The organism is Longispora sp. NPDC051575 (genome assembly GCF_040681875.1).
Taxonomy (GTDB): domain Bacteria; phylum Actinomycetota; class Actinomycetes; order Mycobacteriales; family Micromonosporaceae; genus Longispora.
Genome location: NZ_JBFAZP010000013.1, coordinates 210,186 through 223,550, shown reverse-complemented (window position 1 = coordinate 223,550; position 13,365 = coordinate 210,186). Strand labels below are relative to the sequence as shown.

Genomic DNA, 13,365 nt, shown 5'->3' with positions numbered 1-13,365 from the left:
GGTCCCGGGCGCCGGGACACCCCCGCGCGCCCGCCGGTGTTCTAGACGGCCTGACGCTTCAGCTTCCGGCGCTCCCGTTCCGACAGACCCCCCCAGATCCCGAAACGTTCGTCCTTCGACAACGCGTACTCCAAGCAGTCGGACTTGACCTCGCAGCGCCCACAGATGCGCTTCGCCTCCCTGGTCGAGCCACCCTTTTCTGGAAAGAACGCCTCCGGGTCGGTCTGGGCACAGAGTGCGTGCTCCTGCCACTCCGGTGCGTCCCCCAGGAGGTCTGCGACAACCTCTTGGTCCTCCATCAGCGTGCCCCCTTCCTCGCTGCCGACGTTTCGGTCGGTGCGTACCCCCCACGCGGAAGGTCTTTGTGTAGTTGATCCTAATTGCCAGGCCTGGCCCGCATCACGATTGTGTGTCCCCCGTGAAATTACACGCGTGTAATGCGTGCGTCGTCAAGCCGAACCTGATAAATAGGCGCAACTTCGGGGTACCAAGAAAAGGGGCAAACCACCAGTGGGCACGGCGAACAGACCGGCGGGCCGGCGTCACTGTAGGAAACGAGACAGTCGTCAGGGGGTTACGGGGGAACCGTAAAAAGTTGTCCTTTGCCGCGCCGGGCGTCCGGCGAGCTCCGCGACCGCTCTCAACTGGGCAACCGTCCTGGCCGAGCCGTGCGCCGAACCCGCCATCCGACTGATCGTCTCCTCCATCAGGGTGCCCCCGAGATCGTTGCAGCCGCCATTCAACATAGCCACTGTTCCGACGTCCCCGAGCTTCACCCACGACGTCTGGATGTTCGGAATACGACCGTGCAGGAGTAGGCGTGCCATCGCGTGCACGGCGCGGTTGTCGCGCATCGTCGGACCCGGTCGGGAGATGCCCGCGAGATAGAGCGGCGCGTTCTGGTGCACGAAAGGAAGAGCGACGAACTCCGTGAAGCCGCCGGTACGGTCCTGGATGCCCGCGAGCACCCGGAAATGCCCGAGCCAGTGGCCCGGGTGGTCGACGTGCCCGTACATCATCGTGCACGAACTCCGGATACCCAGGTCGTGCGCGGTCGAAACCACCTCGACCCACGCGGACGCCGGCAACTTTCCCTTCGTCAGCACCCAGCGCACCTCGTCGTCGAGGATCTCCGCCGCCGTACCCGGGATCGTGTCCAGCCCGGCCGCCCGCAACCCGGCCAGCCAGTCGCGGACCGGCACGCCGGCCTTCGACGCGCCCGTCACGATCTCCATCGGACTGAACGCGTGCACGTGCATCCCCGGTACCGCGGCCTTGATGCCCCGGACCAGGTCAGCGTAGACCGATACCGGTAACTTCGGGTCGATACCGCCCTGGACGCAGACCTCGGTCGCCCCGTCCGCCGCCGCCTCGACCGCGCGGGCCGCCACCTCGGCCACGCTGAGCCGGAACGCGTCGGCGTCCCGCTCGCGCTGGGCGAAGGCGCAGAACCGGCAGCCCACGTAGCAGACGTTCGAGAAGTTGATGTTGCGGTTGACGACGTAGGTGACGTCGTCGCCGACGGTGTCGCGGCGGACGGCGTCGGCGGTGCGGCACAGCTCGTCGAGGGCCGGGCCGTCCGCCGTGAACAGGGCGAGGGCCAGGTCGTCGCGGGTCAGGAGGGCGGCGGGGTCGGTGGCCGCGAGGGCCAGGGCGGCGCTGAGGTCGCCGAGGCGGGTGGCAGGGGCGCCGGGCCCGGGAAGGGTGCCGGGGTCGGGGACGGTGCCCACGTCGGGTGCCATGCCGTCGCGGGCCGACGCTCCCACCGCCGCCCAGTCCCCGTAGATCTCGTCGAAGTCCGTGCGGCGGTCGGCGGTGCGGCCCGTGGTGTCGACGGCCACGTGCAGGTCCGTGCGGCCCGAGGACTCCCAGCCGCCGTCCGGCTCCTGCCAGGTCCGGCCCACCGGGAGCGCGTCCGGGTCGGCCAGCCCGGACTTCGGGTCGGCCAGCGCCGCGACGTGCCCGGCCAGCCGGGGGTCGAGCCAGCTCCCCGACAGGTACGGCGGGTAGATCGTCAGGCGCTCCGTCAGCGTGAACCCGGCCTCCCGGGACCGGGCCGCCAGCTCGTCCAGGTGCGGCCACGGGCGCTCGGGGTTCACATGGTCCGGGGTCAGCGGGGACACCCCGCCCCAGTCGTCGATCCCGGCCCGCAGGAGCAGCGCGAACTCGCCGTCCACCAGGTTCGGCGGGGCCTGGATCCGCGCGTTCGGGCCGAGCACCAGGCGGGCGACGGCGATCGTCGCGGCCAACTCGCCCAGTTCCGCGTCGGGCATCGCGCGCATCGCGGTGTCCGGCTTCGCGCGGAAGTTCTGGACGATCACCTCCTGGATGTGCCCGTACTCCCGGGAGATCCGCCGGATCTCGAACAGCGCGTCGGCCCGCTCGGCCAGGTCCTCGCCGATCCCGATCAGCACGCCCGTGGTGAACGGCACCCCGACGCGGCCCGCGTCCTCCAGCACCCGCAGCCGGACCGCCGGCTCCTTGTCCGGGGAACCGTAGTGCGGGCCGCCGGGCTCCGACCACAGCCGGGTCGCCGTGGTCTCCAGCATCATGCCCATGCTCGGCGCGACGGGCTTGAGGCGCTGGAGGTCGGCCCAGCTCAGTACCCCCGGATTGAGGTGTGGCAGGAGCCCGGTCTCCTCCAGGACGGCGATCGCGCACGCCCGGACATAGTCGAGGGTGGAGTCGTAGCCGCGCTCGTCCAGCCAGGTCTTCGCCTGCGGCCAGCGGTCCTCCGGGGCGTCGCCCAGGGTGAACAGGGCCTCCTTGCAGCCCAACGCCGCACCCTGGCGCGCGATGGCCAGCACCTCGTCCTTCTCCAGGTAGAGGGACTCCAGGCGGTGCGGCACGGTCGCGAAGGTGCAGTAGTGGCAGCGGTCCCGGCAGAGCCGGGTGAGGGGGATGAAGACCTTCTTCGAGTACGTGACCACGCCCGGCCGGCCGGCCTCCAGCAGTCCCGCGTCCCGCACCGCGCCGGCCACGGCGATCAGCTCGTCGAGGGCCTCGCCGCGCGCGCCGAGCAGCACCGCCGCCTCGGCCCGGTCCACGGTCCGGCCGTCCCGGGCCCGCCGCAGGGCTCTGCGCATCCCGTCATTCACCCGGCCACCCTACTCCGAAGTAGGAACCAGCCCCAGGGTGCGCGGCGGGGCCGGTTCCGTCGACCGGGGACGGTCCGGCGGGGCCGGCTTGGTCCGTGGCCGTGCGGTGCCGTGCCCGTGGGCACGGTGCGGCCCGAGGCCGTGGGCACGGTGCCGCCCGAGGCCGCAGGCACGGTGCCGCCCGAGGCCGTGGGCACGGTGCGGCCCGAGGCCGTGGGCACGGTGCCGCCCGAGGCCGTGGGCACGGTGCCGCCCGAGGCCGTGGACGCAAACGGAAGGAGGGGCCCCACCACACGGCGGGGCCCCTCCAACGGATCGTTACTGCTGCTGTGCCGGCGGGATCTGGCCCGGCTGGATCAGCTGGGTGCGCTGGGCCTCTTCCTGGGCCGGGAACACCCCACCGGGCGGAACCGGCGGCGCGGCGGGCTGGCCCGGCGCGTTGGTCGGCGGCCAGGTCCGGTCAGCGGCCTGCTGCGGGCTCTGGGCCGGCGGGGCGGGCGGGGCCGACGTCGGGGCCGCGTAGCTCGGGAACGGCGAGCTGGCGGGCGGCGTGGAGGTCTGCGCCTGCGGCGGCTGCTGACCGACGACCTGGGTCTGCTCGCCGTACTGCTGCTGCGGCTGCTGCTGCCCGTACTGCGGCTGCTGGCCGTAGGGCGGCGTGGCCGGCTGGCCGTACTGCGGCTGCTGCCCGTACGCCGGCGGGGCCGACGCGGGGGCGGGCTGGCCGTACTGCGGCTGCTGCTGGCCGTATGCCGGCTGCCCGTACTGCTGCTGGGCCGGGTAGCCCTGCTGCTGCGGCTGGCCGTAGCCGGCCTGGGGCTGGCCGCCCTGCGGGTAACCCTGCTGCGGGTAGCCCTGCTGCTGCTGCTGCGGGTACGGCTGGGCGACCGGCTTCGGCGGCCGGGGGGTGACGTAGACGCCGGCGAAGACCCGGAACACGAGGAACGCGGCCAGGCCGAACAGCGCGAACGTGCCGATGTCGACGAAGATGTCGTAGACGACGTCGAGCGTGCTGTACGCGCCGCTGGAGACCTCGACCGAGTCGAACTTCGCCAGCGTGCCGGCGATGAGCGTGATCAGGCCGAAGAGCGCCCCGACCCCGTACTCCACGAGGGCGATCAGCGTGATCGTCTTCGCGTTCTGGGCGACCGGCTTGATGTGGGTGACGATCAGGACCGCGAGCAGCGGGAGGATCGTGGCCTGGAGGCCGACGAACCCGCTGAAGTTCGCGTTGGCCCGGGACGTGAAGCCCTCGGCCCAGTTCTCCGTGACCAGTAGGAGTTGAAAGACGTTGATGACGAGCAGCAGGCCGGCCACCGCGACCAGCGCGAGGGCAGCCAGGGGCCGGTAGGGCGTGGTGAAGTCGGCCGCCGACTTCTCATCGGCCTTTGTCGGGGTGGACACAGCGCCTCCTTGAAGCTTTGTTGCCGATCACCATAGTCCGTACGGGTCGGCACGAACCGATGCGCACTCCCGTTTCCTACCCCGTCCGCGGGAGTTTCAGCCGCACCCTAGTGGGCGCGCGCCACCCGGCGGGTACCCCGATGCGAGGATGCTCTGATGCGTATTGCGGTACTGGCCGGTGGCATCGGCGGCGCGCGGTTCCTCCTCGGGGTACGGGCCTGGGCCCGCGCCCACGACGCCGAGGTCACCGCGATCGTCAACGTGGGCGACGACGTGACCCTGCACGGGCTACGGATCTGCCCGGACCTCGACTCCATCATGTACACGCTGGGTGGTGGGTCCGACACGGAGCGCGGCTGGGGCCGGGCCGGCGAGAGCTGGACGGTCAAGGAGGAGCTGGCCCGGTACGGGGCCGAGCCGACCTGGTTCGGGCTCGGCGACAAGGACATCGCCACCCACCTGGTCCGGACCCGGCAGCTGTCGGCGGGCCTCCCGCTGTCACAGATCACCCGCAACCTGTGCGAACGCTGGCAGCCGGGGATCACGATGCTGCCGGCGACCGACCACAAGCTGGAGACGCACGCCGTCGTCGCGCAGTCCGACCCGCTCGAGCCTTCGGCGGAGGGCGACCCGGGTGCTCGCGGGGCACAGCGCGCGGTGCACTTCCAGGAGTGGTGGATCCGGTACCGCGCGGACATCCCCACCGAGACCTTCGTCTTCCTGGGCGCCGCCGAGTCCACTCCCGCGCCCGGCGTCCTGGAAGCCCTGGAAAATGCTGATGTGATCCTTGTCGCACCTTCCAACCCGGTCGTCTCGATCGCCCCGATTCTGGCGGTTCCGGGGATCCGGTCGGCGCTGGTCGGCCGCCGGGTCGTCGGCATCTCCCCGATCATCGGCGGCGCGCCGGTCCGGGGCATGGCCGACAGGTGCCTGGCCGTGCTCGGGGTGCCGGTGACCGCCGAGGCCGTCGGCGCGCTCTACGCGGACTTCCTCACCGGGTGGCTGGTCGACAGCGCGGACACGGCGGTGATCGACGGGGTCAAGGTGGTGCGGGCGCCGCTGTGGATGACGGACGAGGCCGCGACGGTCGCGATGGTCGGGGCGGCACTCGCGTGCTGAACCAGGAGCCGGGCGGGCAGGGCGGAGCCGCGCGGGCCGGGGCCGGGGCGCAGGTCGGGCCCGGGGCCTCGGCGGCCGGGGTGCCCCGCCAGGGGGTGCTGACCATTCTCCCGGTGGCCGGGATCGGCGACGTGGCCCCCGGCGACGACCTCGCGGCCCTGATCGCTGAGGCCGCCCCGTGGCTGGCCGACGGCGACATCCTCATCGTGACCAGCAAGATCGTGTCGAAGGCGGAGGGCCGGCTGGTCGACGTGCCCGCCGAGGGCCCGGCCCGCGAGGAGGCCAAGGCCGCGATCCTGGCCGCCGAGACCGCGCGCACGGTGGCCGTCCGGGGCAAGGTCAAGATCGTCCAGACGCATCACGGGTACGTCATGAACAACGCCGGCATCGACGAGTCCAACGTCGACCCGACCCGGATGGTGCTGCTGCCCGTCGACCCCGACGCCTCGGCCCGCGCGCTCCGGGCGGCCCTCGCGGACCGGGGACTCGACGTCGGCGTGGTCGTCACGGACACCATGGGCCGGCCGTGGCGGGACGGGCTGGTCGACTTCGCGATCGGCGCGGCCGGCGTGCACCCGCTGCGCGACCACCGGGGCGAGACGGACGCGTACGGCAACGACCTGTTCGTCACGCGGATGGCCGTGGTCGACGAGCTGGCGGCGGCCGGCGAGCTGGTCAAGGGCAAGATCGACCAGGTACCCGTCGCTGTGGTCCGGGGTCTTGTCCCGACCGGCCGGCCGGCCACTGTTCCGGGCGAGCCCGACACCGGCTCCCCGGCCGGGCGCGCGCACGGGGCGGTCAGCGGCCGCCCGACGTTCGCGGCGCACGAGGGCGGCGACGCCGGGGCTTCGCGACAGCCCGGAGGGTCCGGCCTCGCGGACGGGCCCGGGGTGGCGGAGACGCTGGTCCGGGACGCCGCGTCCGACCTGTTCAGCCTCGGGACCGCCGAAGCGCGCCGGACGGCCGTGTCCGGGCGGCGCTCCACCCGGACCTTCGACAAGGAGCCGGTCCCCGACGAGCTGATCCGGGCGGCGGTGGCGGACGCGCTGACCGCGCCGGCCCCGCACCACAGCGTGCCGTGGCGGTTCGTGCACGTCCGCGCGGCCCGGACCGCGCTGCTCGACGCGATGCGCGACGCGTGGGCCGCCGACCTGCGCGGCGACGGGTTCACCGCCGAACAGGTCGAGCGCCGCCTGCGCCGGGGCGACCTGCTGCGCGCCGCCCCCGAACTCGTCGTGCCCTGCCTGGTCGCCGACGCCGCGCACCCCTACCCCGACCCGCGCCGCTCCGACGCCGAGCGGACCATGTTCCACGTCGCCATGGGTGCCGGGGTGCAGAACCTGCTGGTCAGCCTGGGGACGTACGGCCTCGGCTCCTGCTGGGTGTCGTCCACGATGTTCTGTCCCGACGTGGTGCGCGCGACCCTGGACCTGCCGGCCGACTGGCAGCCGATGGGCGCGGTGGCGATCGGCTACCCGCTGGACCCGCCGGGCCACCGCCCACCCCGCGACCCGTCCGACTACCTGCTCACCCGGTGACCCGCCGACCGCGCGGCCGCCGCGCCGCCGACCGCCCCGGGCACCCCACGCGGCACGCCGAACCGCCCGGTTCCGCGCGCCCGCCGCGACCCGCTCCGCCGACGGCGCGCCCCGGCACGACCACCACTCCTCCGACCCGCTGGCAGGCCCGATGAACCCGCTGTACGACGACGCCGTCCGCGTCTTCCGCGACGTCCCCCGCACCGCCGAACTCCTCACCGCCGGCCCCGTCGCGCTCACCCGCGCGCACCTGGCCGGCCATGTCACCGCCTCGACCCTGGTCCTCTCGCACGACCACGCCGAGGTGCTCCTCACCCTGCACCCCAAATTCAGCAGATGGGTACAACTCGGCGGCCACCTCGAACCGGGCGACGCCACCCTCGCGGACGCGGCCCTGCGGGAGGCCGTCGAGGAGAGCGGCATCCCCGACCTGGTACTGCACCCGGAGCCGATCCACTTCGACGTGCACCCGGTGGGGTGCGGCGGCGGCTCGGCGCACCACGACGTGCGCTACGTGGCGGTGGCCCCCGAGGGCGCCGTGTTCACGGTGAGCGAGGAGTCCGACGAGCTGGGCTGGTTCCCGGTGGGCTCGTTGCCGTCCCCGCTGGCCGACGCGACGGAGTGCCTGATCGCCCCGGCCCTGGCGGCCGTCCGCCACGCCTGACGCAGCCCGCGCGCTCCTTGGCCTGGCCGCCCGGCGGCACCCTGACGGGTACTCGTCGCACCGCGTGAACGGCCCCGTGCGCCCCGTGACGAACCAGGCGCCACCTGGAGCCCGGGTCGGCCCCACCCGAAATATGTGGGCACAGCGCGGCGAAAAGTCGCGTCACGCCCGGACACGCCCGAAGTCTCACCAGGAGAGAACGCGTCCAACCCGGCGGGGGCCATCCTCCGTCGGGCTGGACGCGAATCCGGACCACTGGAGCTTTCCTGGGAGGCGCAGCATGACCCCGCACACGGCGACGATCCTCGGCACCCTCGACACGAGTTCGGCGGAGGGCCTGGCCCGGGTCGTCGGGTACCAGTTGCACGACGACGGAGCCGACGACGGCGACGGCATGTACTGCTACTGGATGACCCCCGGCGACGCGTACGGCGTCATCCACGACGGGGACACGTGGACCGTCTCGGGCGGGGTGTGGACGGAGTTCGGCCACACCTACCGCCTGGTGGACGACGACCGGCCGTTGGAGGCCCTGCCGACCCCGAACGGCCCGCTGCCCCTGGATCCCGCGTTCGGCTACCAGCTCCAGGTCGACGAGTCCGGCGACTGGCGGATCTGGCGCCTGAGCTGAACACCACGGCCGCGCACCCGCCCTGCGCGGCCCACCGCCAGCTCGGACCCCACCGGGCCGACCGCCCAGCCGAGCCCATGTCCAAGTCAGCTCACCGGGCCCGGCCCACCCGTCAGACGTACCGGTCCTCGCCCCGCGCCTTCAACTCGTCCACGATCTGCTTGACCTCCTGCGCCCGCCCGCGCGGTACCACCATCAGAGCGTCGGGGGTGTCGACGATCACGAGGTTGTCCACCCCGATCGCCGCCACGACCCGCCCGGAGCCGGAGACGATCACCGAGTCCTTGACGTCGCGGGTGAGGACGGTGGCGCTCTCCCCGCCGAGGATCAGGTTGCCGGACTCGTCGGCGGGCAGCGACTCGCCGAGGGCGTGGAAGTCGCCGACGTCGCTCCACGGGAAGTCGCCCGGGACGGTGACGACCCGGCCTGCGGCGGCCGCGCCCTCCATCACCGCGTAGTCGATGGAGATCTTCTCCAGGCCGGGCCACAGGTCCGCGAGGACGGTGTCCCGGTCGTCGGTGTCCCAGGCTGCGGCGATGGCGACGACGCCCGCGTGCAGCTCGGGCTTCTGCCGGGCCAGCTCGGCCAGGAACGTCTCGACCTGGAAGACGAACATGCCGGCGTTCCACAGGTACTCGCCGGAATCCGTGTACTGCACCGCCAGCGCGTGGGCCGGCTTCTCCTTGAACTCCTCGACCTGGCGCGCGGCCCCGTGCACCGGCGCGCCGAGCTTGAGGTAGCCGAAGCCGGTCTCGGGCCGGGTGGGGGTGATGCCCAGCGTCGCCAGGTACCCGGCGGCGGCGGCGGCCATCGCCTCGCGGATCACCTCGACGAACCGGGGCTCGTCGCCGATCAGGTGGTCTGCGGAGAACACGCCCATGATCGCGCCCGGGTCGCGCCCGGCGATCACGGCCGCCGCGAGGCCGATCGCCGCGCACGAGTCGCGCTGCGAGGGCTCCACGAGGATGTTCGCCTCGGGGATGTCGGGGAGCTGCCGGGACACGGCGACGGCGTGCGAGACGCCCGTCACCACGTAGACCCGGTCGCCCGGGGACAGCGGCGCCAGGCGTTCGACCGTGGCCTGCAGGAGCGACCGGTCGGAGCCGGTCAGCGGGTGCAGGAACTTCGGGTGACCGGCGCGGGACAGCGGCCAGAGCCGGGTGCCGCTGCCGCCAGCGGGAATGACCGAGTACAGCATTGGTGCATTATGCCCGGGAGAAGGGGGCTGGCCCCAACCGGCGGCTCACAGGCCCGCCGCCCGGTTCCACGCGGCCACGTGCACCTCGGCGCTGGACGCCCAGGTGAACTCCTTGGCCCGGGTCTGGCCGGCCACCGACAGCTGGGCCCGGCGGGGCGCGTCGTCGAGCAGCGAGGCCAGGTCGGCGCCGATCACGTCGGACTCCTCCCCGGTGTAGGCCACCGCGTCGCCCCCGACCTCCGGCAGCGACAGCCGGGGCGTGGTCAGCACGGGTGCCCCGCAGGCCATGGCCTCCAGGATCGGCAGGCCGAAACCCTCACCATGCGACGGGTACGCCGCGATGACGGCGCCGCCCAGGTAACCGGGCAGGTCCGCGTACCGCAGGTAGCCGGGGCGCAGCAGGCGCAGGTGTCCGGGGACCTCGGAGGCGGCCTTGTCGATGTCGTCGTCGTGGCCGGAGCCGCCCGCGATGACCAGCACCGGCGGGTCGGTCCGGTCGGTGACGGCCGCGATCCAGCCCCGGATCAGGTTCGGTACGTTCTTGCGCGGCTCCTTGGCCCCGAGGAACGCGATGTACGGCGTGTCGCCGAGCCCGAGCCGCGCCCGGACCCGGGCCTTCTCGTCCTCCGACGGCGGGTAGAACGCGAGGGTGTCCACCCCGTGGTACGCCACGTCGATCTTCGTCGGGTCGGCGTCCAGCAGCCGGATCAGCTCATCGCGGGTGGCCTTGCTGGGCACGATCACCCGGCTGGCGCGCCGCATCGACGTCTTGATCGCGCTGCGGAAGAAGGTGCGCCGGGACTTGTCGTAGTGCTCCGGCTCGGTGAAGAACGTCGCGTCGTGCACCGTCACGGTGACCGGACAGGGTGCGCGAAGCGGGCAGGTGTAGAACGGCGCGTGCAGCACGTTCGCCTTGACCTGCTGGGCGAGCAGCGGCAGGCCGGTCTGCTCCCAGGCCAGTCTTGTCGGCCGGTGGTTCACCGCCCCAGGGGCCGCGATCACCTCGGCACGCGGCAGGAGCCGGGCGTACCGCTCGGCGTCACTGCGTTGTGACACCACCATGAGATCGACCGGAAGGCTGGACAGAGCACCGAGCAGGCCGTCAAGGTAACGACCGACCCCACCTCTGTCAGCCGGAACACTGGTCGCGTCGACGAGGACCCGGGGCACAGCAACACCCTCCTTCGCGTGTGGCTTTCGTCACGAAGCCTACGCCGGTCATCGCCCGAGTCGGCACCGCCGGTCCAGCCGTCGCCAAGTCGACACTCATCAGACACCCGCTGGCGACCCCGGGGCCCGGTGGTTGCCCGATGGGGTGGGCGCGCCGACCCCATCGGGCAACTGCGGGACCGCAGCTCCGGAACCTAGGAGACGAGCAGCTCAGGGCCTGTCGCGGCCCGGACGTCGTCCACCGACACGCCGGGAGCCGTCTCCACGAGCCGCAGGCCGTCGGGAGTGACGTCGACCACAGCGAGGTCGGTGATGATCCGGTCGACGACCTTCAGCCCGGTGTACGGCAGGGTGCACTCGGCCACGATCTTGTGCGAGCCGTCCTTGGCGACGTGCTCCATCAGGACGATCACCTTGCGCGCGCCGTGCACGAGGTCCATCGCGCCGCCCATGCCCTTGACCATCTTGCCGGGCACGGTCCAGTTGGCCAGGTCGCCGGCCGCCGAGACCTGCATCGCGCCGAGGACCGCGACGTCGATGTGCCCGCCGCGGATCATGCCGAAGGACAGCGCCGAGTCGAAGTACGCGGCCCCGGGGTTCACCGTGACCGTCTCCTTGCCGGCGTTGATCAGGTCCGGGTCCTCCTCGCCCTCGTACGGGTAGGGGCCGGTGCCGAGGATGCCGTTCTCGGAGTGCAGGACGACGTGGATGCCCTCGGGCAGGTAGTTCGGGATCAGGGTCGGCAGGCCGATGCCCAGGTTGACGTACTGGCCGTCGGTCAGTTCCTGCGCCGCGCGGGCGGCCATCTCGTCACGGGTGAGTGCCATGGTGATCAGCCCTTCTTCCGGGTCGTGACGCGCTCGATGCGCTTCTCGCCGACGCCCACGGCGACGACGCGCTGGACGAAGATGCCGGGGAGGTGCACCTCGTCGGGGTCCAGCTGACCCGGCTCGACCAGCTCCTCGACCTCGGCGATCGTGATCTTGCCGGCCATCGCGCAGAGCGGGTTGAAGTTGCGGGTACTGGAGTGGAACACCAGGTTCCCGTGCCTGTCGCCCTTCGTGGCCCGGACCAGCGCGAAGTCGGTGACGATGCCCTCTTCCAGGACGTAGTCGCGCCCGGCGAACTCGCGGACCTCCTTCGGCGGGGAGGCCACGGCCACCGACCCGTCGGTGTTGTACCGCCACGGCAGCCCGCCGTCCGCCACCTGGGTGCCGACCCCGGCCGGGGTGTAGAACCCGGGGATGCCGGCCCCACCGGCGCGCAGCCGCTCGGCGAGGGTGCCCTGCGGAACCAGCTCGACCTCCAGCTCACCGGACAGGTACTGCCGGGCGAACTCCTTGTTCTCCCCCACGTACGAGCCGGTGGTGCGGGCGATCCGGTGCTCGGCGAGCAGTTGCCCGAGGCCCCAGTCGTCGACGCCGCAGTTGTTGGACACGGTCCGCAGGCCGGAGACCCCGGTGTCCAGCAGTGCCCGGATCAGGCCGCTCGGAATGCCACACAGGCCGAATCCACCGACGGCGATCGACGCGCCGTCCGGGATGTCGGCCACGGCCTCCGCCGCGGTGGCGACAGTCTTGTCCATGGTGTGCGTTCTCCTCAGTGAGACGGCAGCATCGAGGGCACACGTTACAGAAGCCGGTGGCCCGTGTCGGTGTGCGTCAGACCCACACCTTCCCGCCGGGCTCGTCGCACCGGCCGAACCCGCCGCCGCCAGCGCCGGCGCGCGGGCTGGCGGGGGCCCGCGGGGCTGGTCGTAGGCTGGGTGGCATGACGATCCGCACCCCGGCGGGGCTGCTCGCCGCCGCACTCGCCGCAGACCCCGCCCGGCCGCTGCTCACCTTCTACGACGACTCGACCGGCGAGCGGACCGAACTGTCGGCGGTCACCCTCGACAACTGGGTGTCCAAGACGGCGAACCTGCTGGTGGACGGGCACGGCCTGGGCCACGGCGACACGGCGGCCGTCGCGCTGCCCCCGCACTGGCAGACGGCGGCGGTGCTCCTCGGCTGCTGGCGGGCCGGCCTGTCGGTCAGCCACCACGTGGGCGAGCAGGTCGACATCGCGTTCAGCGCGGCGGACAGGTTCGAGGAACAGAACAGCCCTGAGGTGTACGGGCTCTCGCTGGCCCCGATGGCCATGCCGCTGCGCAACCCGCCCGAGGGTGTCCTCGACTACGTCCTGGAGGTCCGCAACTTCGGCGACTTCTACGGCGGCCCGGCGGCCGATCCCGACGCGCCAGGGCTCGTGCACCTGCCGGGGGGCGCGGAGGTGACCCATGCGGGGCTGGTCGAGCGGGCCCGCGACCGGGCGGCGGAGCTGGGGTTGACCGGGGACGACCGGGTGCTGGTCGCGGCGCCGAGCCGGCCGTTGGACTGGTTGTTGGCGCCGTTGGCGGCGGGGGCGTCGATCGTATTGTGCAAGGACGCGGACGAGTCGAAGTTGGAGTCCCGGGCGGCTTCGGAGAAGGTCACGCGGGCGTTGTAGGGGCCTTACCGGGACGTGGTCGTCGTGGGGACGTCCGTGGCGGGTTCGGTTGGGGA

The 13,365-nt window shown here is 72.6% G+C and carries 12 protein-coding genes; 5 read left to right on the top strand and 7 right to left on the bottom strand.

The genetic code is table 11. The features are described from left to right. Window positions 1–41 precede the first annotated feature (41 nt). The 3 genes from AB0M43_RS35120 to AB0M43_RS35110 all read right to left on the bottom strand — a co-directional run bounded on the left by AB0M43_RS35120 (window position 42) and on the right by AB0M43_RS35110 (window position 4,502). On the bottom strand, window positions 42–299 hold the full coding sequence (locus tag AB0M43_RS35120; RefSeq protein WP_197006922.1) for a WhiB family transcriptional regulator: 258 nt from the start codon (window positions 297–299) through the stop codon (window positions 42–44). A gap of 267 nt (window positions 300–566) precedes the next feature. Beyond that, window positions 567–3,086, bottom strand: coding sequence for a bifunctional FO biosynthesis protein CofGH (locus tag AB0M43_RS35115; protein WP_363731160.1), 2,520 nt, complete (start codon window positions 3,084–3,086; stop codon window positions 567–569). Between the two features lie 330 nt (window positions 3,087–3,416). Then, entirely contained in the window at window positions 3,417–4,502 is a 1,086-nt protein-coding gene (locus AB0M43_RS35110; RefSeq protein ID WP_363731078.1) for a hypothetical protein, read from the bottom strand. A 156-nt stretch (window positions 4,503–4,658) separates the two neighbouring features. On the opposite strand from AB0M43_RS35110, the gene cofD reads away from it, so the two are divergent. The 4 genes from cofD to AB0M43_RS35090 all read left to right on the top strand — a co-directional run bounded on the left by cofD (window position 4,659) and on the right by AB0M43_RS35090 (window position 8,454). Continuing rightward, the gene (cofD, locus tag AB0M43_RS35105) at window positions 4,659–5,621 is read left to right on the top strand and encodes a 2-phospho-L-lactate transferase (protein WP_363731075.1); all 963 of its coding nucleotides are present in this window, start codon (window positions 4,659–4,661) and stop codon (window positions 5,619–5,621) included. A gap of 95 nt (window positions 5,622–5,716) precedes the next feature. After that, window positions 5,717–7,159: a coenzyme F420-0:L-glutamate ligase gene (locus AB0M43_RS35100; RefSeq protein WP_363731157.1), complete on the top strand. Its 1,443-nt coding sequence runs from the start codon at window positions 5,717–5,719 to the stop codon at window positions 7,157–7,159. 151 nt (window positions 7,160–7,310) lie between these two features. Beyond that, window positions 7,311–7,823 (top strand): NUDIX domain-containing protein, encoded by a 513-nt coding sequence (locus AB0M43_RS35095; protein WP_363731073.1) that lies wholly within the window; start codon window positions 7,311–7,313, stop codon window positions 7,821–7,823. Window positions 7,824–8,103: 280 nt separating this feature from the next. Next, the gene (locus AB0M43_RS35090; RefSeq protein ID WP_363731070.1) at window positions 8,104–8,454 is read left to right on the top strand and encodes a hypothetical protein; all 351 of its coding nucleotides are present in this window, start codon (window positions 8,104–8,106) and stop codon (window positions 8,452–8,454) included. A gap of 112 nt (window positions 8,455–8,566) precedes the next feature. Here AB0M43_RS35090 and AB0M43_RS35085 read toward each other — a convergent pair whose 3' ends face one another. From AB0M43_RS35085 to AB0M43_RS35070, 4 genes are all read right to left on the bottom strand, one after another. After that, complete coding sequence (locus tag AB0M43_RS35085) at window positions 8,567–9,652, bottom strand: mannose-1-phosphate guanylyltransferase (RefSeq protein ID WP_363731069.1); 1,086 nt, start codon at window positions 9,650–9,652, stop codon at window positions 8,567–8,569. A 45-nt stretch (window positions 9,653–9,697) separates the two neighbouring features. Further along, window positions 9,698–10,822: a glycosyltransferase family 1 protein gene (locus tag AB0M43_RS35080; RefSeq protein WP_363731067.1), complete on the bottom strand. Its 1,125-nt coding sequence runs from the start codon at window positions 10,820–10,822 to the stop codon at window positions 9,698–9,700. A 194-nt stretch (window positions 10,823–11,016) separates the two neighbouring features. Next, complete coding sequence (locus tag AB0M43_RS35075; protein ID WP_363731065.1) at window positions 11,017–11,649, bottom strand: CoA transferase subunit B; 633 nt, start codon at window positions 11,647–11,649, stop codon at window positions 11,017–11,019. Window positions 11,650–11,654: 5 nt separating this feature from the next. Beyond that, window positions 11,655–12,407 carry a CoA transferase subunit A gene (locus AB0M43_RS35070; RefSeq protein ID WP_363731062.1) on the bottom strand — a complete coding sequence of 251 codons (753 nt, stop codon included), beginning with the start codon at window positions 12,405–12,407 and terminating at the stop codon, window positions 11,655–11,657. 185 nt (window positions 12,408–12,592) lie between these two features. Here AB0M43_RS35070 and AB0M43_RS35065 point away from each other — a divergent pair, with 185 nt between their 5' ends. Continuing rightward, window positions 12,593–13,309, top strand: coding sequence for a TIGR03089 family protein (locus AB0M43_RS35065; protein WP_363731059.1), 717 nt, complete (start codon window positions 12,593–12,595; stop codon window positions 13,307–13,309). Window positions 13,310–13,365 lie beyond the last annotated feature (56 nt).

Excerpts from the sequence above, each read along its gene's own strand:
- AB0M43_RS35120 (WP_197006922.1), bottom strand. The coding sequence starts at position 299 with ATGGAGGACCAAGAGGTTGTCGCAGACCTCCTGGGGGACGCACCGGAG.
- AB0M43_RS35115 (WP_363731160.1), bottom strand. The coding sequence starts at position 3,086 with ATGCGCAGAGCCCTGCGGCGGGCCCGGGACGGCCGGACCGTGGACCGG.
- cofD (WP_363731075.1), top strand. The coding sequence starts at position 4,659 with ATGCGTATTGCGGTACTGGCCGGTGGCATCGGCGGCGCGCGGTTCCTC.
- AB0M43_RS35095 (WP_363731073.1), top strand. The coding sequence starts at position 7,311 with ATGAACCCGCTGTACGACGACGCCGTCCGCGTCTTCCGCGACGTCCCC.
- AB0M43_RS35090 (WP_363731070.1), top strand. The coding sequence starts at position 8,104 with ATGACCCCGCACACGGCGACGATCCTCGGCACCCTCGACACGAGTTCG.
- AB0M43_RS35085 (WP_363731069.1), bottom strand. The coding sequence starts at position 9,652 with ATGCTGTACTCGGTCATTCCCGCTGGCGGCAGCGGCACCCGGCTCTGG.
- AB0M43_RS35075 (WP_363731065.1), bottom strand. The coding sequence starts at position 11,649 with ATGGCACTCACCCGTGACGAGATGGCCGCCCGCGCGGCGCAGGAACTG.
- AB0M43_RS35070 (WP_363731062.1), bottom strand. The coding sequence starts at position 12,407 with ATGGACAAGACTGTCGCCACCGCGGCGGAGGCCGTGGCCGACATCCCG.
- AB0M43_RS35065 (WP_363731059.1), top strand. The coding sequence starts at position 12,593 with ATGACGATCCGCACCCCGGCGGGGCTGCTCGCCGCCGCACTCGCCGCA.